The 19,842-nt window shown below is 71.4% G+C and carries 17 protein-coding genes; 8 read left to right on the plus strand and 9 right to left on the minus strand.

Annotated elements, in window-relative coordinates; all coding sequences use genetic code 11:
- Window positions 1–78: 78 nt before the first annotated feature.
- From rodA to folC, 8 genes are all read right to left on the minus strand, one after another.
- A complete protein-coding gene (gene rodA, locus ABD343_RS26345) occupies window positions 79–1,278 on the minus strand; it encodes a rod shape-determining protein RodA (protein WP_344531812.1) in 1,200 nt (399 codons plus the stop codon).
- Window positions 1,275–3,494 (minus strand): penicillin-binding protein 2, encoded by a 2,220-nt coding sequence (gene mrdA, locus ABD343_RS26350; protein WP_344531813.1) that lies wholly within the window; start codon window positions 3,492–3,494, stop codon window positions 1,275–1,277. The genes rodA and mrdA overlap by 4 nt, the downstream gene beginning before the upstream one ends.
- Entirely contained in the window at window positions 3,491–4,216 is a 726-nt protein-coding gene (gene mreD / locus ABD343_RS26355) for a rod shape-determining protein MreD (RefSeq protein WP_344531814.1), read from the minus strand. Before mreD ends, mrdA begins: the two co-directional genes overlap by 4 nt.
- Window positions 4,213–5,217, minus strand: a complete 1,005-nt coding sequence (mreC, locus tag ABD343_RS26360; protein ID WP_344531815.1) for a rod shape-determining protein MreC — start codon at window positions 5,215–5,217, stop codon at window positions 4,213–4,215. The genes mreD and mreC overlap by 4 nt, the downstream gene beginning before the upstream one ends.
- A gap of 166 nt (window positions 5,218–5,383) precedes the next feature.
- Complete coding sequence (locus ABD343_RS26365; RefSeq protein WP_344532253.1) at window positions 5,384–6,403, minus strand: rod shape-determining protein; 1,020 nt, start codon at window positions 6,401–6,403, stop codon at window positions 5,384–5,386.
- Window positions 6,404–6,636: 233 nt separating this feature from the next.
- Window positions 6,637–7,050: a nucleoside-diphosphate kinase gene (gene ndk, locus ABD343_RS26370; protein ID WP_344531816.1), complete on the minus strand. Its 414-nt coding sequence runs from the start codon at window positions 7,048–7,050 to the stop codon at window positions 6,637–6,639.
- A 66-nt stretch (window positions 7,051–7,116) separates the two neighbouring features.
- Window positions 7,117–7,494, minus strand: coding sequence for a DUF4233 domain-containing protein (locus ABD343_RS26375; RefSeq protein WP_344531817.1), 378 nt, complete (start codon window positions 7,492–7,494; stop codon window positions 7,117–7,119).
- Complete coding sequence (gene folC, locus ABD343_RS26380; RefSeq protein ID WP_344531818.1) at window positions 7,494–9,020, minus strand: bifunctional tetrahydrofolate synthase/dihydrofolate synthase; 1,527 nt, start codon at window positions 9,018–9,020, stop codon at window positions 7,494–7,496. Before folC ends, ABD343_RS26375 begins: the two co-directional genes overlap by 1 nt.
- Before the next feature lie 189 nt (window positions 9,021–9,209).
- On the opposite strand from folC, the gene ABD343_RS26385 reads away from it, so the two are divergent.
- From ABD343_RS26385 to ABD343_RS26405, 5 genes are all read left to right on the plus strand, one after another.
- A complete protein-coding gene (locus ABD343_RS26385) occupies window positions 9,210–10,376 on the plus strand; it encodes a PAS domain-containing sensor histidine kinase (protein WP_344531819.1) in 1,167 nt (388 codons plus the stop codon).
- Complete coding sequence (locus ABD343_RS26390; RefSeq protein ID WP_344531820.1) at window positions 10,373–11,095, plus strand: response regulator transcription factor; 723 nt, start codon at window positions 10,373–10,375, stop codon at window positions 11,093–11,095. The genes ABD343_RS26385 and ABD343_RS26390 overlap by 4 nt, the downstream gene beginning before the upstream one ends.
- Before the next feature lie 111 nt (window positions 11,096–11,206).
- Window positions 11,207–12,421, plus strand: a complete 1,215-nt coding sequence (gene wecB, locus ABD343_RS26395; protein WP_344531821.1) for a non-hydrolyzing UDP-N-acetylglucosamine 2-epimerase — start codon at window positions 11,207–11,209, stop codon at window positions 12,419–12,421.
- A gap of 32 nt (window positions 12,422–12,453) precedes the next feature.
- The gene (locus ABD343_RS26400; protein ID WP_344531822.1) at window positions 12,454–13,779 is read left to right on the plus strand and encodes an XrtP-associated glycosyltransferase; all 1,326 of its coding nucleotides are present in this window, start codon (window positions 12,454–12,456) and stop codon (window positions 13,777–13,779) included.
- 58 nt (window positions 13,780–13,837) lie between these two features.
- Window positions 13,838–14,002 (plus strand): hypothetical protein, encoded by a 165-nt coding sequence (locus tag ABD343_RS26405; RefSeq protein ID WP_344531823.1) that lies wholly within the window; start codon window positions 13,838–13,840, stop codon window positions 14,000–14,002.
- A 36-nt stretch (window positions 14,003–14,038) separates the two neighbouring features.
- Here the strand turns inward: ABD343_RS26405 and ABD343_RS26410 are convergent, their stop codons facing one another.
- Entirely contained in the window at window positions 14,039–16,648 is a 2,610-nt protein-coding gene (locus tag ABD343_RS26410) for a valine--tRNA ligase (protein ID WP_344531824.1), read from the minus strand.
- Between the two features lie 211 nt (window positions 16,649–16,859).
- On the opposite strand from ABD343_RS26410, the gene ABD343_RS26415 reads away from it, so the two are divergent.
- From ABD343_RS26415 to ABD343_RS26425, 3 genes are all read left to right on the plus strand, one after another.
- Complete coding sequence (locus ABD343_RS26415; protein ID WP_344531825.1) at window positions 16,860–17,852, plus strand: hypothetical protein; 993 nt, start codon at window positions 16,860–16,862, stop codon at window positions 17,850–17,852.
- A gap of 215 nt (window positions 17,853–18,067) precedes the next feature.
- A complete protein-coding gene (locus ABD343_RS26420) occupies window positions 18,068–19,036 on the plus strand; it encodes a hypothetical protein (RefSeq protein WP_344531826.1) in 969 nt (322 codons plus the stop codon).
- 84 nt (window positions 19,037–19,120) lie between these two features.
- Window positions 19,121–19,795 carry a hypothetical protein gene (locus tag ABD343_RS26425; protein ID WP_344531827.1) on the plus strand — a complete coding sequence of 225 codons (675 nt, stop codon included), beginning with the start codon at window positions 19,121–19,123 and terminating at the stop codon, window positions 19,793–19,795.
- The last annotated feature ends 47 nt before the right edge of the window (window positions 19,796–19,842 follow it).

The raw sequence follows: 19,842 nt of genomic DNA on the forward strand, positions 1-19,842 counted from the left end.
TAGAACCGCGCCCCGCTCCCGGCAATGGGAACGGGGCGCGGAACACCGAAGGTCAGGCCTTCGGATCAGGCCGTCGGGTCAGGCCTTTATCGGGCGCTGCGTTCTGATCGACTGGAGCAGCCCCACCGCGATCCACACGGCGAACATCGACGTGCCGCCGTAGGAGACGAAGGGCAGCGGAAGACCCGCGACGGGCATGATGCCCAGGCACATCCCGATGTTCTCGAACGCCTGGAAGGCGAACCAGGCCACGACGCCCGCCGCCACGATCGTCCCGTACAGCTCGGTCGACTCCCGGGCGATCCGGCACGCCCGCCAGATCACCACGCCGAGCAGGACGATGATGAGGCCGCCGCCGATGAAGCCCAGCTCCTCGCCCGCGACCGTGAAGACGAAGTCCGTCTGCTGCTCGGGCACGAACTGACCGGTGGTCTGGGTGCCGTCGAAGAGCCCCTTGCCGCCGAGCCCGCCCGAACCGATGGCGATACGGGCCTGGTTGGTGTTGTAGCCGACGCCGGCCGGGTCGAGCGCGGGGTTGGCGAAGGCCGCGAAGCGGTTGATCTGGTACTCGTCGAGCACGCCGAGCGCCCAGATCAGCACCGCGCCGCCCGTACCGGCCAGGATCAGGCCGATGATCCAGCGGTTCGAGGCGCCGGAGGCGAGCAGCACCCCGAGCACCGTGATGACCAGCACCATCACCGAGCCCAGGTCGGGCATCAGCAGGATGACGACGATCGGCAGCGCGGCCATGCCCAGCGCGTGCACCACCGTGCGGTGGTCCGGGTGGTCGCGGTCGCCCGCGTCCACCTTCGCGGCGAGCATCATCGCCATGCCCAGGATCACCGTGATCTTGATGAACTCGGCGGGCTGGATGGTGAAGCCGCCGCCGAGGTTCAGCCAGGCCCGCGAGCCGTTGATCGTCGCACCCAGCGGGGTGAGCACCAGGACGGCGAGGAAGACCGAGACGCCGTAGAGCACCGGCACCGCGCTGCGCAGCCTGCGGTGGCCGAGCCAGACCGTGCCGCCCATCATGGCGACGCCGATCACCAGGAAGATCGTGTGCCGCAGCAGGAAGTAGTGCGGGTCGCCCTGGTTCAGCTCGGTGCGGTTACGGGTCGCGGAGTAGACCAGTATCGAGCCGATGACCGAGAGCGCGAGCCCGGCCAGCAGCATGATCCAGTCGAGCCGCCAGACGACGGAGTCGCGCGCGGTCAGCCGACTCCAGGTGGAGCGCCGCCGCGGGCCGTAGCCGCCGAGCGGATAGGAGTGCGTGCTCAACGACCGTCCTCCTGCTCACGCCTGACCGCCTGCGCCTGCTCCGCGCCCGCCTGCGCGGGGTTCCCGGCGTTCCCGGGCTTCGGCTTCTGCTTGGGCTTCCCGGCCTTCTCGAACGCCTTGTCCTTCTCCGCCTCGATGGCGCCGTCCTTGTCGATCTTCGGCAGCTTCTTCTCCGGCTCGGGCAGCAGCGCCTTCTTCTTGTCGATGCCGCCGTCCTTGCCCACGCCGTATATGGCGTCGTAGATCTTCCGTACGGCCGGACCGGAGGCGCCCGATCCGGTACCACCCTGGGAGATGGTCATGACGACCGTGAAGTCGTCCGTGTACGTCGCGAACCACGAGGTCGTCTGCTTGCCCGCGACCTCCGCCGTACCGGTCTTGGCCCGCATCTTGATCTTGTCCTGCGGCCAGCCCGCGTCCCCGAAGCGCCAGGCGGCCGTGCCGCGCGTGGCCACGCCCTGGAGCGCCTTGTCCATCTGCTTGAGGGTCTTCTTCCCTATGGGCAGCTTGCCGTGCGAGGTGGGCTTGATCTTGTCGACGTGCTTGCCGTCGGCGCTGATCACGGCCTTGCCGAGGGTGGGGTCGTAGAGCGTGCCGCCGTTGCCGAGCGCGCCGTAGATCGTGGCCATCTGGATCGGCGTGACGAGGGTGTCGCCCTGGCCGATCGAGTAGTTGACGCTGTCACCGGCGCGCATCTTCATGCCGGAGACGCAGTTCTCCTTGGCGATCTTGTCCGCGTACGTCTTGGCGTCCTTGGCCTGCTCGCACCAGGCGTCCTTGTTCGCCTTCCAGTAGTCGCGCTTCCACTTGCGGTCGGGCACACGGCCCTCGACCTCGTTCGGCAGGTCCACGCCGGTCTTCTTGCCGAGCCCGAACTGGTGCGCCGTCTTGTAGAACCAGTCCTTGGCGTCCTTCTTCGGCTTGTTGCCGCCGTCCTTCTTCCACTGCTTGTACGCCAGGTCGTAGAAGACGGTGTCGCAGGAGACCTCCAGGGCGCGGCCCAGGTTGATGGTGCCGTACCCCTTCGACTCGAAGTTCTTGAAGACCTGCCCGCCGACGGAGTACGAGGAGCCACAGTTGTAGCCCCCGTTGAAGTCGTAGCCCGCGTTGACCGCGGCGGCCGTGGGGATGACCTTGAAGATCGAGCCGGGCGCGGCGAGGCCCTGGATCGAGCGGTTCAGCAGCGGGTAGTTCGACTTCTTCCCCGTGAGCCGCGCGTACTCCTTGCCGGAGATCCCGCCGACCCACGCGTTCGGGTCGTACTCGGGGTTGGACGCCATCGCGACCACGCGTCCCGTCCGGTTCTCCATCACGACGGCGGCACCCGCGTCGGCCTCGTAGTTCCGCCCGGTGTTCTTGTCGTGCTCCTTACGGGCGGCCTTCATGGCCAGGTCGAGCTGCTTCTCCGTGACCGCCTGGACCCGGGAGTCCATCGAGGTGACGAGATTCCCGCCGGGCTTCGCCTTGTCGCTCTTGGCCCGGCCCATGACCCGGCCGAGGTTGTCCACCTCGTAGCGCGTCACGCCCGAACTGCCGCGCAGCTTGCTGTCGTACGACCGCTCCAGACCGGAACGCCCGATCTCGTCGGAGGGCAGGAACGGCGAGTCGGTGTCCTTCGCCTTCTCGATCTCGTTGTCGGTGACGGGCGAGAGATAGCCCAGCGCCTGCGAGGTGTTCGCGCCGTAGGGCGCGGGATAGCGGCGTACGGCCTGGGGCTCGGCGGTGATGCCGGGGAAGTCCTCGGAGCGCTCGCGGATCTGGAGCGCCTGCTGCGGCTTGGCGTTGTCGGTGACCGGGATCGGCTGGTAGGGCGAGCCGTTCCAGCAGGGCTGCTTCGTCTTCGCGTCGCAGAGGCGGACCTTCTCCTTGACGGTCTTCGCCTTCATGCCGAGCACCTTCGCGAGCCGTTCGAGGACGGCCTTGCCGTCGTCGCCCTGCTTCATCAGCTCGGTGCGGGACGCGGAGACGACGAGCCGGGTCTCGTTGTCGGCGATGGGCACGCCGCGCGAGTCGAGGATCGAGCCGCGCACTGCGGGCTGCACGACCTGCTGGACGTGGTTGCCGGCGGCTTCCTTCTCGTACTCGTCGCCGTTGCGGATCTGGAGATACCACAGCCGCCCGCCGAGTGTGAGCAGGAGCGACATCACCAGGATCTGAATGGCGATCAGCCGGATGTTGACCCGCTGGGTGCGGCCGGTCTCCGGAATATTTGTCACAGCCGCTTGACCCCCTTGATCTTCCCCGCCTTGTTACGGGCCGAGCGGCCCAGCAGAGTGCCGCGCTGGCTGCCGATGCCCGCGCCGTTCTTGCCGCGCCTGCCCCCGAACAGACCGCCGCTCCCGCCGCCCAGCTCCGCACCCGAGGTGAGCCAGCCGTACGTACGGTCGCCGCCGCTCGCGCTGCCGCCGCCCGCTCCGGCGCCGTCGCCCAGCGGGTCCCGCTCCGAGCGCCGCGCCAGCGCCATGATCAGCGGCACGGTGAACGGGGCCAGCAGCAGGTCGTAGATGGTGGCCGTGATCAGCAGCCCGGTGAGGCCGACCTGCCGCGCCGCGGTGTCGCCGACGAGCGCGCCGACCCCCGCGTACAGCAGCGTGGAGCTGATGGCGGCGCTCGCGACGACGAGCATGGGCACGGTCGCCGAGCGGTGCTGGCCGTTCTCCGGCTTGGTGAGGCCCGCCGCGTACCCGATCACGCAGAGCACCAGCGCGTACCGCCCCACCGCGTGGTCGGCCGGCGGGGCGATGTCGGCGAGGAGCCCGGCGGCGAAGCCGACGAGGGCGCCCGCCGTGTGTCCGTAGACCAGGGCGAGGCCGAGGACGACGAGCAGCAGCAGGTCGGGCACGGCGCCGGGGAGCTGGAGCCGGGCCAGGACGGTGACCTGGAAGATGAGCGCGACGACCACCAGCGAGGCCGAGAGCAGAATCCGGTTGAGGATCATCGGGCGACTCCAGTGGCTCCGGGCGAGGGCGTCTGGCCGTTCGTGGGGGCGCCGCTCGGCTGCCCCTCCTCGCGCCGCGCGCCGCTCTCCTTGTCCGCCTTCGGTGTCTTGGTGACGGTCACGGTGGGCGCGGGCTTCGGCTTCTTCGCCTTCAGCACCTCGTCGCGCGGGTCGGTGCGCGGCGGCTCGACGACCACGCCCACGATGTCCAGCTTGGAGAAGCCCACGTACGGGCGGACGCTGACGGTGCGGGTGAGGTCGCCCTTGTGCCGGTTGACCTTGGTGACCTTGCCGACGGGCACGCCGGGCACGAAGGGCTTGTCGGCGCTGGAGCCGAAGGTGACCAGGCGGTCGCCCTTCTTCACCTTGGCCTTGCCGTTCATGAGCTGGACGTTGAGCGCGTTGCCGCCGCGGCCCGTGGCGAAGCCCAGCTCGCTGCTCTTCTCCAGCCGGGTGCCGACGGTGAAGTCCGGGTCGTTGGCGAGCAGCACGGTGGAAGTGGAGGGGCCGACGGTGGTGACGCGGCCGACGAGCCCGTCCCCGTTGAGCACCGTCATGTCCTTGCGGAGGCCGTCGCCGCTGCCCGCGTCGATGGTGACGGTCCAGGAGAAGCCCTGGGCGGCGCCGATCGCGATGACCTGGGCGCCCTTGACGCCGTACCCTCCGGCACCGGCCGTCTTGAGGAGCTTGTCCAGCTCCTTGGCGCGGGCGCGGTTGCGGTCCTTGGAGCCGAGTTCGTGCTTGAGCTGCGCGTTCTCCCGCTCCAGACGGCTGATCCTGTCGTGTCTCTCGCCCGAGTCGCGGACGGCGCCGATCGCGTTGCCGACGGGATCGACCGCCGACGCGACGCCGTTCTCGACAGGTCCCAGGACGGACGCGGCCCCCGACCGCGCACCGTCGAGCGGTGACTGCTCGCCCCCTCTGAGATCCACCGTGATCAGTGCGAACGCGATGGCGATCAACAGGACGAGCAGCAGCCGGCTTTCTCGTGTGTCCCTCACGTGCGGCGGCCGTGCCTTTCTTGGTCGGACCGTGTCGTGTTGTGCGCTCTTGTTCCGTTTTCTGTTGTCCGTGCTGCCCCTGGCGGTGCGTTGCGGGGCACGCCGTCACCGTGGCCCGGCGCGCGGTTCCCCGCGCCCCTGGAGCGGCCCCTCCGGGGCGCCCCGGCTAGCGGCGTGGCTGGGCGTCCAGCACCTGCTGGAGCGCCTCGAATTCCTCGACGCACTTGCCGGAGCCGAGGGCCACCGAGTCGAGCGGGTCCTCCGCGATGTGGATCGGCATGCCGGTCTCGCGGCGCAGCCGTTCGTCGAGCCCGCGCAGCAGGGCGCCGCCGCCGGTGAGCACGATGCCCCGGTCCATCACGTCGCCGGACAGCTCGGGCGGGCACTTGTCGAGGGTGGTCTTGACGGCGTCCACGATCGCGTTGACGGGCTCCTCGATGGCCTTGCGGACCTCGGCGGCCGAGATCACCACCGTCTTGGGCAGGCCGCTGACCAGGTCACGGCCGCGGATCTCGGTGTGCTCGTCCTTGTCGAGCTGGTTGGCCGAGCCGATGGTGATCTTGATGCTCTCGGCGGTGCGCTCACCGAGCAGAAGGCTGTACTCCTTCTTGATGTGCTGGATGATCGCGTTGTCCAGCTCGTCGCCCGCGACGCGGATCGACTGCGCGGTGACGATGCCGCCGAGCGAGATCACGGCGACCTCGGTGGTGCCGCCGCCGATGTCCACGACCATGTTGCCCGTCGCCTCGTGGACCGGGAGGCCCGAGCCGATCGCCGCGGCCATCGGCTCCTCGATGATGTGCACCTGGCGGGCCCCCGCCTGGGTCGACGCCTCGATCACCGCGCGCCGCTCCACCCCGGTGATGCCGGACGGGACGCAGACGACGACGCGCGGACGGGCGAGATACCGCCGCTTGTGGATCTTGAGGATGAAGTAGCGGAGCATGCGCTCGGTGATCTCGAAGTCGGCGATCACGCCGTCCTTCAAGGGGCGCACGGCCACGATGTTGCCAGGGGTCCGGCCGATCATCTTCTTCGCTTCGGCGCCGACCGCGAGGATGCCGCCGGTGTTCGTGTTGATCGCGACGACGGACGGCTCGTTGAGGACGATCCCGCGACCCCTGACGTACACCAGCGTGTTGGCGGTCCCGAGGTCGACAGCCATATCACGGCCGATGAACGACATGTTGGTTGCCATGGATGCGTCTGGCCTTCCAAGTGGGGCGATGGTGTGTGAGGGAACGGCAGGATGTGTGTACGCGCCGACATTGCGGAGCGCGAAGGTTCCATCGTAGACGCGCTTGCTCGAACACGTAGAGACGGTTCCTCCGCCATTGTCAGCGGAACCCCGACCGTCCCCCGTAATGGTGACGTCGTGTCGGAGTGATGGGTTCCCCTGCCCCTCCCTCTCAGCCCCCGTCAGGCGAAGTCAGGGAAGAAGATCTTCAGCTCCCGCGCGGCGGACTCCTCGGAGTCCGAGGCGTGGATGAGGTTCTCACGGACGATCGTGCCGTAGTCGCCGCGGATCGAGCCCGGCGCGGCGGCGATCGGGTCGGTCGGCCCGGCCAGCGCCCGTACGCCCTCGATCACGCGCTCACCCTCGACGACCAGCGCCACGGAGGGGCCGGAGAGCATGAACTCGACCAGCGGCTCGTAGAAGGGACGGCCCTGGTGCTCGGCGTAGTGCGTCTCCAGGGTGGCCTTGTCGAGCGTGCGCAGCTCCAGCGCCGTGATCTTCCAGTCGGCCTTGGCCTCGATACGGCCGATGATCTCGCCGACCAGCCCGCGGCGAACTGCGTCGGGCTTGAGGAGGACGAGGGTGCGCTGGGACATCGTGCGGACTCCTTGACGGTGTGACTCTGCGGTGCGTAGAGGCTACACGGGTGAGAGAGCGCCGGATTACGCAGCGTCCGGCTCAGGCCCGCCCTCGGGGCCGCCCCCGGAATCGGCCTGCGCGGCGAAGCGGGCCTTGGCCTCGTCGATCTTGCGGCCGTAGTGCACCGAGGCCCACCACAGGGCCGCGAAGCAGGCGCCCAGGAAGAACATCGTGGGGACCACGAAGCCGCTGACGATCAGTCCGATCTGCAGGGCCCATCCCAGCTCGACGCCCCCGCGGCGGGTGATCATTCCGCAGAGCAGCACGCACAGCAGCATCGCGATGCCGCAGACCGTCCAGACCGTGGCCTTGGAGAGATCACTCGTCTGCATCGCGACCAGTCCGGCGAAACCGATCACGAAGAACTCGCCGATCAACGTCGACGCGCACAGCGTCCGCATCAGCGCTTGCCTCCCAGCAGCAGCCGGGCCTCGCCGACCGTGAAGACGGAACCCGTGACCAGGACGCCCGCCCCGGCGTACTCCCCCTCCTCCTCGGCGAGGGTGATCGCCTCCTCGATCGCGCTGTCCAGCAGCGGCTCGACCTGCACCCGGTCCTCGCCGAAGACCTCGACCGCGAGGGCGGCCAGCTCGTCGACGTCCATGGCGCGGTGCGTCTGGTGCCGGCTGACGACGACCTCGGCGAAGACCGGTTCGAACGCCTCCAGCAGGCCGCGTACGTCCTTGTCCTTGCTGGGCGCGACCACGCCGACGAGTCGGCTGAAACCGAACGCCTCGCTCACCGCCTCCGCCGTGGCGCGCGCGCCCGCCGGGTTGTGCGCGGCGTCGAGCACGACCGTCGGACTCGTCCGGACGACCTCCAGGCGGCCCGGGGAGGTGACGGAGGCGAAGGCCTCGCGCACCACGTCGATGTCGAGGGTGCGGGCCTGCTGCTGGCCGATGCCGAAGAAGGCCTCGACGGCGGCGAGCGCCACCGCCGCGTTGTGCGCCATGTGCGCGCCGTGGATCGGCAGGAAGATGTTGTCGTACTCGCCGCCGAGGCCCCGCAGGGTGAGCTGCTGGCCGCCGACGGCCAGTTCGCGGGAGACGACGCCGAACTCCATGCCCTCGCGGGCCACGGTCGCGTCGACCTCGACGGCCTTCTTCAGCACGACCGAGGCGGCCTCGACGGGCTGCTGCGCGAGGACGACGGTGGCGTCCGGCTTGATGATCCCGGACTTCTCGACGGCGATCTGCTCGGGCGTATCGCCGAGCCGGTCGGTGTGGTCGAGGGAGATGGGGGTGATCACGGCGACGTTCCCGTCGATCACGTTCGTCGCGTCCCAGGAGCCGCCCATGCCGACCTCGACGACGGCGATGTCGACGGGCGCGTCCGCGAACGACGCGTACGCCATTCCGGTGAGGACCTCGAAGAACGAGAGCCTGTACTCCTGCTGGCCGTCGACCATCTCGACGTACGGCTTGACGTCCTCGTAGATCTCGACGAACTTCTCGGCCGGGACCGGGGCCCCGTCGATGCTGAGGCGCTCGGTGATCGACTGGACGTGCGGCGAGCTGTACCGCCCGACGCGCAGGTCGAAGGCGCCGAGCAGGGCCTCGATCATGCGGGCCGTGGTCGTCTTGCCGTTGGTGCCGGTGATGTGGATCGACGGGTACGTGCGCTGGGGCTCGCCCAGCACGTCCATCAGCGCGGAGATCCGCTTGACCGAGGGCTCCAGCTTGGTCTCGCCCCAGCGGGTCGCCAGCTCGTCCTCGACCGCGCGCAGCGCCGCGTCGACCTCGGGGTCCTCGGGACGCGTGGGCACCACGTCGGGCTGCGGGCCCGCCTGGGCGCGCAGGGTGCGGCTGCCCGCTTCGATGACGGCGAGATCGGGGTCGCGGTCGGTCGCCTCCCCGACGATCTCCTCGAACGGGGAGGGCTCGGGCTCATCGCCCTCGGGCTCGTGGGGCTGGGGCTCGTCGCTCACGTGGACCAGTCTACGTAAGCCCGCCGTTCCGTTCCGGGCGGGCGGGTGGGCCCGCATCTGGCTAGGGTGACCGCGAGAGCAGGGCTCGGGGGGACACTCCGGGGACGCCCCGGGAGGACACCTCGGGGACACCCCGGGACGACGCCCCGAGGACGCCTCGGGGGACAGCTCGCGGTGAGGAGCGTGGCCGTGATCCGGGACCCCTTCCTTCCGTCCGTACCGCCCGCGCACGTACGGGTGCTGCGCGCGGCGCTCCAGGCGGCGCCGCTGGGCGTGCTGTGCCAGGGGACGGACGGCAGGATCGTGGCGGCGAACGACGCGCTCGGCGGAATGTTCGGCCTGGGCCCGGAGTGCGACATCTCGCCGGGCGCCCCCGCGCGCACGGTGCTGGAGGAGATCGCGCGGCGCTATGTGCCGGGCCACCCCGCGGCGCGGACGTCCCCGCGCGACCACGCGCCCCGGATCCGCCGGGTGACCGAGATCCCGCTGCGCGACGGCCGGGTCGTCAACCGGGAGACCGTGCCGCTCCAGGACGGGGACGCGCACGTGGGGTTCCTCTGGACGTACCGCGACGTCACCGAGGCCAAGCGGACCGAGCACGATCTGCGGCGGGACAACGAGGACCTGGAGCGGGTGCTGCGGGAGCGGCGCGAGTTCACCGCGACGGCCTCGCACGAGCTGCGGACCCCGCTCGCCGCCGTCGTCAGCTTCTGCGAGCTGCTGGCCGATCCGGCGAGCGGCACGCTCGACGTCCACCAGCGCGACTTCCTCGCCGCCATCGCCCGCAACGCCGAGCACATGCGCCAGGTCATCACCCGGCTGCTGCCCGCCTCCGGCGCCCCGGGCGGGGCCGCGGGGCCGCACGGGCTGGAGCTGGGCGAGGTGCGGGTGCCGCGGCTGCTGGACCACGCGCTGGCCGCCCGGACGGCGGCGATGGAGGAGGCCGGGGTCTTCCTCACGGTGCGCTGCGCCGACGGGCCCCCGCTGCGCGGGGACGAGCACCTGCTGGAGCGTGTGGTGACGAACCTGCTGGGCAACGCCGCGAAGTACACGGCGGCCGGCGGCGACGTACGGCTGACGGCCGCGCCGCGCGGCGCCGCCTGGGAGATCGAGGTCGCGGACACCGGGATCGGCGTCCCCGAGGAGTCCCGGAACGCGATCTTCCAGACCTTCGCGCGGGCGCCCAACGCCGAGCGCGGCGGCTATCCGGGCAGCGGCATCGGGCTCGCCGTCAGCCACGACATCGTCCGGCTGCACGGCGGGACGCTCACCGTCGGCGGCACGGAGGGCGAGGGCGCGGTCTTCCGGCTCCGGCTGCCGCTGGCGGGGCCGGACGGCGGGGAGCGGGCCGCGTGAGCGGGGCCCGGGTCCTGGTCGTCGAGGACGAGCCCGATCTGCGGCTCGCCCTCACCACGCTGCTGGGCCGCGCCGGGTACGAGGTGACGGCGGCGGCCGACGGGCGCGAGGGGCTGCGGCTCCTCTTCGGGGCGCGCCCCGCGCTGATGGTCCTGGACATCGGGCTGCCGGGGCTGAACGGCTGGGAGGTCCTGGACCGTACGCGCGACATGACCGACGTGCCCGTGCTGATGCTGACGGCCCACGGCTCCGAGGCCGACCGGGTGCGGGGGCTGCGCGCGGGCGCGGACGACTATCTGCCCAAGCCCTTCGGGAACGAGGAGCTGCTCGCCCGGATCGAGGCCCTGCTGCGGCGCCGCACGCGCGACGTGGGCGTGGGCGGCGACCTGGACGGCACGGCCGACGCGGAGGCGGCCGGTCTCGTGCTGGTGCCCGAACGGCGTTCGGCGGTGTGGCAGGGCGCCGAGGTGCGGCTGAGCGAGATCGAGTTCCGGCTGCTGCGGACGCTCGTACGGAACCGGGGGCGGATCGTCACCACCGAGCAGCTCCTCGACTCGGTGTGGGACGACCCGACGGGGACGGGCAGGGAGCGGGTGAAGTTCGCCGTGCTGCGGCTGCGCCGCAAGCTCCGCGAGGCCGGCGGCGGGCCCGAGGACCCCGGGGACCCGCTGGAGGCCGTACGGGGCACGGGGTACCGCTTCCGGCCTCCGGAGGACTGACCACGGGGCCGGGAATCGCAACCGTCCCGCTACCGGAGCGCACCGGTCCGCGCGACCGTCGCCCCCGACCCTGGCCGCTGTACGCCGCCCGCGCACAGCCCAGGAGCCCCGATGCCCGCCCCCTCCCCCCTGTCCCACGGCCACAGCCACGCCCACCGTCCCGGCCCCGGTCACGGTCCCGGCCACGGCTCCGGCCACGGCACGGCCGTCGTGCTCGGCACCCGTCCCGAGCTGGTCAAGGTCACCGAGCTGCTGCGGCTGCTCGGCCCGGAGGCCCGGCTGATCCACACGGGGCAGCACTACGACGAGGAGATGTCGGGCCGCTTCCTGACCGAGCTGGGGCTGCCGGAGCCGACGTTCCTGCACGGCGTCGGCGGCAGGCCGCGCGCCGGGCAGCTCGCCGCCGGGCTGGAGCAGCTCGACGCGCTGTTCGCCGCCGCTCCCCCGGCCTCCGTCGTCGTCCAGGGCGACACCAACGCCGCGCTCGCCGGGGCGCTCGCCGCCAACGCGCGCGGCATCCGGCTCGTGCACGTCGAGGCGGGGCTGCGCAGCCACGACCGGGCGATGCCCGAGGAGCACAACCGGGTCCTGATCGACTCCGTGGCCGATGTGCTGTGCGCCCCGACCGAGGCGAACCGGGCGGCGCTGCGCGCCGAGGGCGTCCCGGACGAGCGGATCGAGGTCACCGGCAACACGGTCGTCGAGGCCGTGCGCCACCACCTGCCGTCGCCGTCCGAGCGGGCCGCGCTCCGCGCCCGCCACGGCCTCGCCCCCGACCACTACGTGCTGGCCACCCTGCACCGCCCCGAGAACACCGACGACACCGGCGCCCTGCGCGCCACCCTCGCCGAACTGGGCGCGCTCGCCGCCGCCGGTACGCCCGTGCTACTCCCCCTCCATCCGCGTACCCGCGCCCGTATCGACGCGGCCGGGCTCGCTCCGCTGCTCGCCGGGCTGACGGTCACCGGGCCGCTCGGCTACGGCGCGTTCCTGGGCCTCGCGCGCGACGCCGCGCTCCTCGTCTCCGACTCGGGCGGCGTGCAGGAGGAGGTCACGGTGCTGGGCCGGCCGCTGGTCGTCGTCCGCCGCTCGACCGAACGGCCCGAGGCCCTGCGGGACTTCGCCGAGCTGGTGCGGCCGGGCGCGGCGGTGGGCGAGGCCGCGCGCCGCCGCCTCGCCGAGGGCGCGCCGGGGCTGCGCCGCCTCGCCGCGCTGCCCAGCCCGTTCGGGGACGGGCGCGCCTCGGAGCGGATCGCCGCGCTGCTGGCGCCCGCCAGCCCCGCGCCCGCCGCGCCCGCCACTCCCGCGTACGCCCCCGCCGCCTGACCGTCCCGCCCCTCTCCCCGGAAGGAGCCTTCGTGCTCGTCGTCCTCCCCCTCGTCCTGCTGGGCTGCTTCCTGGTCCACTGGGTGACCGTCCTGCGCGCGCTCGCGCGGCGGCGGCCCGCGGCGCCGGGCGACCCCGCCGCGTTCGACTGGCACTTCTTCGTGCCGTGCCGCGACGAGGAAGCCGTCATCGGCACGACCGTCGCCCGCCTGCGCGAGGACTTCCCCGACGCCCATGTGTGGGTGATCGACGACGACAGCGACGACCGTACGGGCGAGATCGTCGCGGCCCTCGCCGCCCGCGATCCGCGCGTACGGGTCGTGGGCCGCCGCCGTCCGCACGCGCGGCAGGGCAAGGGCGCGGCGCTCAACGCGGCCTACGCGGAGCTGAACCGGTTCCTGCCGGAGGACACCGACCGTACGCGGGTGATCGTCTGCGTCGTGGACGCGGACGGGCAGCTCGACCCGGGCGCGTTCGGGCCCGTCTCCGGCCCTTCCGGCTTCGGCGACGACGACATCGGCGGCGTCCAGGTGAACGTACGGATGCGGAACGTCGACGGGCCGCACCCCCACCGGCCGGGGCGGCTGCTGGTGCGGGCGCAGGACATGGAGTTCGCCGTCGCCTGCTCGGGCACCCAGGCGCTGCGCGCCCGCTCGGGCTCGGCCGGACTCGGCGGCAACGGGCAGTTCACCCGGCTCTCCGCGCTCGACCGCATCGCGGCGGCCGAGCGCCACCCCTGGCAGGGCGGCGCGCTGCTGGAGGACTACGAACTCGGCCTGCACATGCTGCTGAACGGCTACCGCACCACGCACCTGGCCGACACCTGGGTCACGCAGGAGGGCCTGCCGCACCCGCGCAGGCTGCTCGCCCAGCGCACCCGCTGGGCGCAGGGCAACCTCTCCTGCGCCCGCTACGCGCCGCGCGTCCTGTCCTCCCGGCACTTCTCGGGCGCGGCCGTGCTGGAGGCGCTCTACACCTTCGTCCAGCCGCTCGCGCATCTGCTGGCGCTCGCGGTGGCCGCGACGGCCGCCGTGCTGACCGGCGTCACCGTGAGCGCGTACGGCTGGGCGCCGGTGGGCGAACGGGCCGCCGCCGTCTGGCCGTTGCTCGCCGTGCTGGCACTGGTCTCGGTGCTGCCGTTCCTGGGCTGGGGCGTGCTCTACCGGCGTACGTACGCGCCCGCGCGCTCCCGGCTGACGGGGCTCGGCTGGGGCCTGGCGCTGTGGCTGTACGCCTACCACCTGTTCCCGGCGTCTGTACGCGCGCTCGTGCGTGCCGTGCGGGGGCGGGGTGGCTGGGCCAAGACCCGCCGCAACGCGGAGCGTTCACCAGCGGGACCGGTCGCGCTCGACCACTGAGACCACTGACGCCACTGAGACCACTGAGACCACTGAGACCTCAAGGAGAGACACGAACATGTACGGAAACGCACTCGGCACCCCCGCACTCGCCGCCGGCGGCGGCTCGCTGGCCGCGACCGGCGCGGGCCTCGGCCCCGTCGGCATCCTCACGCTCGCGGCCGTGGCGGCCGCGCTCGTGACGGCGGGCCTCTTCCTGCGGCGGCGCGCACAGCGCCGCTGAACGCGGGAAGAGGCCCGCCGTCACGAGCGGAAGGGCTCAGCCCAGCTTCTCGATCTGCCCCTTGAGCCGCTCGATGTCGGCCTCCGCCGCCGACTTCCGGGTGCGGATCTTGTCGACGACGTGGTCGGGGGCCTTCGCGAGGAACGCCTCGTTCCCGAGCTTCGCCGTCGTCTGCTTCAGCTCCTTCTCGGCCGCCGCGAGGTCCTTCGCGAGGCGCTTGCGCTCGGCCTCGACGTCGATCGCGCCGGAGAGGTCCAGCGCGACGGTGGCGCCCACGACGGGCAGCGAGGCCGTGGCCTGGAAGCCGTCCCCGGCGGGCTGGAGGCGCAGGAGCTGGCGGATGGGCTCCTCGTGCGCCGCGAGCGGCGTCCCGTCCAGGTCGAGCCGGGCCGGGACCTTCTGTCCTGGCTGGAGGCCCTGGTCGGCGCGGAAGCGGCGGACCTCGGTGACGGCCTGCTGGACGGCGGCCAGCTCGGCCTCGGCCTCCGCGTCACGGAAACCGGAGTCCGACGGCCACTCGGCGACCACGACGGACTCCCCGCCGGTCAGCGTCGTCCACAGCGTCTCGGTGACGAAGGGGACGACCGGGTGCAGCAGGCGCAGCATGACGTCGAGGACCTCGCCCAGGACGCGGCCCGAGACCTCCGCCGGGCGTCCGCCCGCGAAGAAGGTGGTCTTGGACAGCTCGACGTACCAGTCGAAGACCTCGTCCCACGCGAAGTGGCGCAGGGCGTCGGAGAGCTTCGCGAACTGGTAGTCCTCGTAGTACGCGTCGACCTCGGCGACCGTCGCGTTGAGCCGGGAGAGGATCCAGCGGTCGGTGGCCGACATCTCGGACGGGTCCGGCAGCGGGCCCTCGACCGTGGCGCCGTTCATCAGCGCGAAACGCGTGGCGTTCCAGATCTTGTTGGCGAAGTTGCGGGACGCCTTGACCCAGTCCTCGCCGATCGGGACGTCGGTGCCGGGGTTGGCGCCGGACGCCAGGGTGTAGCGCAGGGCGTCCGACCCGTAGGCGTCCATCCAGTCGAGGGGGTCGACGACGTTCCCGAACGACTTCGACATCTTCTTGCCGTGCTCGTCGCGGACGAGACCGGTGAGCTGGATGGTGTGGAACGGGACCTCGTCCATGACGTACGTCCCGAACATCATCATCCGGGCGACCCAGAAGAAGATGATGTCGTAGCCCGTGACCAGGACGTCCGTCGGATAGAACTTCGCGAGGTCCGGCGTCTCGTCGGGCCAGCCCAGCGTGGAGAACGGCCACAGGCCCGAGGAGAACCAGGTGTCCAGGACGTCGGGGTCCTGGGTCCAGCCCTCGCCGCCCGGCGGCTCCTCGTCGGGGCCGACGCAGACGACCTCGCCGCCCGGCCCGTACCAGACCGGGATGCGGTGGCCCCACCAGAGCTGGCGGGAGATCGTCCAGTCGTGCATGTTGTCGACCCAGTCGAAGTAGCGGGACGACATGTCGGCGGGGTGGATCTTCGTACGCCCGTCGCGGACGGCGTCGCCCGCGGCCTGCGCCAGGGGCGCGACCTTGACCCACCACTGCATGGACAGCCGCGGCTCGATGGTCGTCTTGCAGCGGGAGCAGTGGCCGACGCTGTGCTTGTACGGCCGCTTCTCCTCCAGGATCCGGCCCTGCTCGCGCAGCGCGGCGACGATCGCCGAGCGCGCCTCGAAGCGGTCCAGGCCCTCGAAGGGGCCGGGGACGGTGATCACGCCGCGCTCGTCCATGACCGTGATCATGGGCAGGTCGTGGCGGCGGCCGATCTCGAAGTCGTTGGGATCGTGGGCCGGGGTGACCTTGACCTGGCCGGTGCCGAACTCGGGGTCGACGTGGCTGTCGGCGACGACGGGGATGGTGCGGTCGGTCAGCGGCAGCTTGATCTGCTTACCGATCAGGTGCCGGTACCGCGGGTCGTCCGGGTGGACGGCGACGGCGGTGTCGCCCAGCATCGTCTCGGCGCGGGTCGTCGCGACGACGACCGTCTCCTCACCCTCGCCGTACTGGAGCTGGACCAGCTCGCCGTCGTCCTCCTGGTACTCGACCTCGATGTCGGAGATCGCGGTGAGGCAGCGCGGGCACCAGTTGATGATCCGCTCGGCGCGGTAGATCAGCCCGTCGTCGTACATCTTCTTGAAGACGGTCTGGACGGCGCGCGAGAGGCCCTCGTCCATGGTGAAGCGCTCGCGGCTCCAGTCGACGCCGTCGCCGAGGCGGCGCATCTGGCCGAGGATCTTCCCCCCGTACTCCTCCTTCCACTGCCACACGCGGCGGACGAACTCGTCCCGGCCGAGGTCCTGGCGGGACTTGCCCTCCTCGGCGAGCTGCTGCTCGACCTTGTTCTGCGTGGCGATGCCCGCGTGGTCCATGCCGGGCAGCCACAGCGCCTCGTACCCCTGCATCCGCTTGCGGCGGGTGAGGGCGTCCATCAGCGTGTGCTGGAAGGCGTGGCCGAGGTGCAGGGACCCGGTGACGTTCGGCGGGGGGATGACGATCGTGTACGGGGTCTTCTCGCTCTTGGCGTCGGCCTCGAAATAGCCCCGCTCTACCCAGCGCTCGTACAGCTTCCCCTCTACCTCGGCCGGCGTGTACTGGGTCGGCAGATCTGCGGGGGACTCTGGGCGCTGAGTGTTCTCGGTCACGACGGCCAGTGTACGGGCGTCAATGTCCCGTTCTCGAATCGGTTTGGGGACCGATGCGGCGCTCACGCACGGGATCCGTCAAGATGTGACGAGCGTATTCACGCGTGCACCTGGCATGCGTTCACGGAGGGAATCGCCGCGCACGGAACTCTCCGCCCTGGCGGGCGGGTACGTACGGTCCGGGAGCGGGGTGTCCGAGCAAGGAGTTCTGATGAGCAACGACCAGCCCGGTCCGTACGGGCAGCAGCCCCCGCAGCCGGGACCGTACGGCCAGCAGCCCGGGCCCTACGGCCAGCCTCAGCAGGGGCCTCAGCCCGGCGGCCCGAACCCCTATGCCGGAGCGCAGGGCGGCCAGGGCCAGCAGCCCGGTTACGGATACCCGCAGCAGGGCGGCCAGCCCGGCCCGTACGGCCAGCAGCCGCCGCCCGGTCCCTACGGGCAGCAGCAGCCCGGCATGCCGATGCCCCCGCAGGGCGGCGGCGGCAACAAGGGCAAGACGATCGGCATCGTCGTCGCCGCGGTCGTCGCGGTCGCGGCGGTCGTGGGCGGGGTCCTCCTCTTCACCGGCGACGACGGCGACGACGGCAAGGGCGGCAAGAAGGGCGGCGGGAACGTCGCGGCGGACGACGGCAAGAAGTACAAGCTGACGACCCCGGCGACGGTCGCGGAGGAGTACAAGAAGGACACCTCCTCGGGCGCCTCCGCCTTCGGCGGCAACGACGCCGACAAGCTCGCCTCGTTCGGCGTCGAGGACCCGACGTCGGTCAACGCCGCGTACAAGTCCGGCACCGGCGAGATCGCCAAGCAGCTCCACTTCGGCGGCGCCTACGGCAAGATCTCCGACCCGGACAAGGTCGTCGACGTCGCGTTCGCGGCGCTGGCCAAGGAGGCCGTCAAGGACCCGAACACGGGCGGCGGCGGCAAGGCCGAGCTGGAGGGCTCCCCCCAGGAGGTCGACGCGCCGGGCCTGGACGGGGGCGCGGTCCTCAAGTGCCAGAACATCAAGTTCACCGCCGCGCCCGGGAACTCCGCGGGCGTCGACAACTTCAAGGTCCCGTTCTGCATGTGGGGCGACACCAGCACGATCGGCTTCGTGATGGTCGCCGACCCGGCCGCCGTCCTCACCGGCAAGAACATGTCGATCGACGAGGCGGGCGCGACCACCGCGAAGGTCCGCTCGGATTCCCGGGTGGAAATCAAGTAACTCCGGGGTCACAGAAAAACCACAGTTGGAAGCGCCCGGCGGGTACCCGCCGGGCGCTTCCATTTCCGCTCGTAGCCGGACATCCCACCCTCATTTCTTCACGATCTCGCACCCGGCGGGCTGCGATTTCGCTCCCGTGGGGACGGCGTCTCGCGTCATGGGAGAGGATGTGCGGCGCGCATTCAAGCATTTGTTCACGGAGGGGAAGCGCCACCATGAGTGACAACCAGCCCGGGCCCTACGGCCAGCAGCCCGGCCCGTACGGGCAGCAGCCCCAGCAGCCGGGCCCGTACGGCCAGCAGCAGCCGCAGTACGGTGGCGCACCGGGGCAGCCCGGCTACGGCTACCCGCAACAGGGCGGCCAGCCCGGCGGATACCAGCAGCAGCCCCCGCCCCCGCAGCAGGGCTACGGCTACCCGCAGCAGGGCCAGCAGCCCGGCGGGTACCAGCAGCAGGGCCAGCAGCCGTACGGCCAGCCCGGACAGCCCGGCATGCCGATGCCCCCGCAGGGCAGCGGCAGCAGCAAGGGCAAGACGATAGGCATCGTCGTCGGCGCCCTGGCCGTCGTCGGCGCCATCATCGGCGGCGTCCTGCTCTTCACGGGCGGCGACGACGACGGCGGCTCGACGGTCGCGGACGACGGCAAGAAGTACAAGCTGATCACCCCGGCCACGGTCGCGGGCAGCTTCCAGAAGAGCCCGAGCGGCGGTGGCGGCGGCTTCGACTCCGAGGCCAAGAGCGACTTCGAGGAGTTCGGCGTCAAGAACATCAAGGACGTCAACGCCGCGTACAAGTCCGGCTCGGGCATGAGCGCGAAGCAGCTCCAGTTCGCCGGCGTCTACGGCGACGTCGACGACCCGGAGAAGGTCCTGGACGCCGCCTTCGGCAAGATGGCCGAGGAGGCCTCGAAGGACAGCGGCAAGACCAAGCTCGAAGGCAGCCCGGAGAAGGTCAGCCCCGCGGGCGCCGACGACGCGGTCATGAAGTGCCAGAACGCCTCGACGGAGGCCAGCCCCGGCAAGACCGTCAAGATCCCGTTCTGCATGTGGGCCGACCACAGCACCGTCGGCACCGTCATGTCGGTGGACCTGGCGGCGGCCATGACCGGCAAGAGCGCCCCGATCTCCGAGGCCGCCGAGACGACCGGCAAGGTCCGCAAGGACACCCGGGTCGAGATCAAGTAATCGCGTACGGCCCATGGGAAGGCGCTCGGCGGTGTTCCGCCGGGCGCCGTTCTCGTCACCAGACGGCAGAGAGGACACGTCAGCATGAGCCAGCCACACGCCGGGCCGGGGATGCCTCCGCCCGCGCCGGCCGTCCAGCCGCCCGGCGGCGGTGGGGGCAGGGGGAAGACGGTCGGGATCGTCGTCGGGGCCCTTGTGGTCGTCGGGGCCGTCGTGGGCGGCCTCTTCGCGTCCGGCGTCGTGGGCGGCGGTGACGACGCCTCGTACAAGCTCACGGCGCCCAGGACGGTCGCCGGGGACTACACGCTCAAGGGCAAGCCGAAGAAGGGCAAGAGTGGTGAGGTGTTCACCAAGGACGGTCCCGGGGGCGGCAAGAGGATTCCGGGGCTGAAGGCGGACGGCGACCTCACGGCGCAGTACCGGGCGGGCACCAAGCAGCTCCAGCTCGGCGGGGCCTACGGCGAGGTGGACGACCCGAAGGCGGGCGTCGACTGGCTCTTCGAGCAGATGCAGAAGGAGTTCGCGCCGATAGGCAAGCCCACGGGGAAGCCGAAGGAGTACAGCCCCTCCGGCTTCGACGGCGACTCCCTCAAGTGCCAGGAGTTCAAGGTGGACACCCTGAGCATGAAGATCTGCGTCTGGGGCGACTCCAGCACGATCGGCGCCGTCTCGATGGCCGACATGTCCGGTGGCCTCTCCGTCGGGAAGGCGGCGGAGCTGGCGGCCCAGGTCCGTTCCGACGCACGGGTGAAGGCCTGAGCGAGGGCGTAGCCGGACACGAGACCGAAGACGAGACAGGCCCCGCA

This window comes from Streptomyces albiaxialis, assembly GCF_039530985.1.
Lineage (GTDB): Bacteria > Actinomycetota > Actinomycetes > Streptomycetales > Streptomycetaceae > Streptomyces > Streptomyces albiaxialis.

Coding starts and splice junctions, on each gene's coding strand:
- mreD (WP_344531814.1), bottom strand. CDS start 4,216: ATGATCCTCAACCGGATTCTGCTCTCGGCCTCGCTGGTGGTCGTCGCG.
- ABD343_RS26365 (WP_344532253.1), bottom strand. CDS start 6,403: ATGTCGTTCATCGGCCGTGATATGGCTGTCGACCTCGGGACCGCCAAC.
- ndk (WP_344531816.1), bottom strand. CDS start 7,050: ATGTCCCAGCGCACCCTCGTCCTCCTCAAGCCCGACGCAGTTCGCCGC.
- ABD343_RS26375 (WP_344531817.1), bottom strand. CDS start 7,494: ATGCGGACGCTGTGCGCGTCGACGTTGATCGGCGAGTTCTTCGTGATC.
- wecB (WP_344531821.1), top strand. CDS start 11,207: ATGCCCGCCCCCTCCCCCCTGTCCCACGGCCACAGCCACGCCCACCGT.
- ABD343_RS26405 (WP_344531823.1), top strand. CDS start 13,838: ATGTACGGAAACGCACTCGGCACCCCCGCACTCGCCGCCGGCGGCGGC.
- ABD343_RS26415 (WP_344531825.1), top strand. CDS start 16,860: ATGAGCAACGACCAGCCCGGTCCGTACGGGCAGCAGCCCCCGCAGCCG.
- ABD343_RS26420 (WP_344531826.1), top strand. CDS start 18,068: ATGAGTGACAACCAGCCCGGGCCCTACGGCCAGCAGCCCGGCCCGTAC.
- ABD343_RS26425 (WP_344531827.1), top strand. CDS start 19,121: ATGAGCCAGCCACACGCCGGGCCGGGGATGCCTCCGCCCGCGCCGGCC.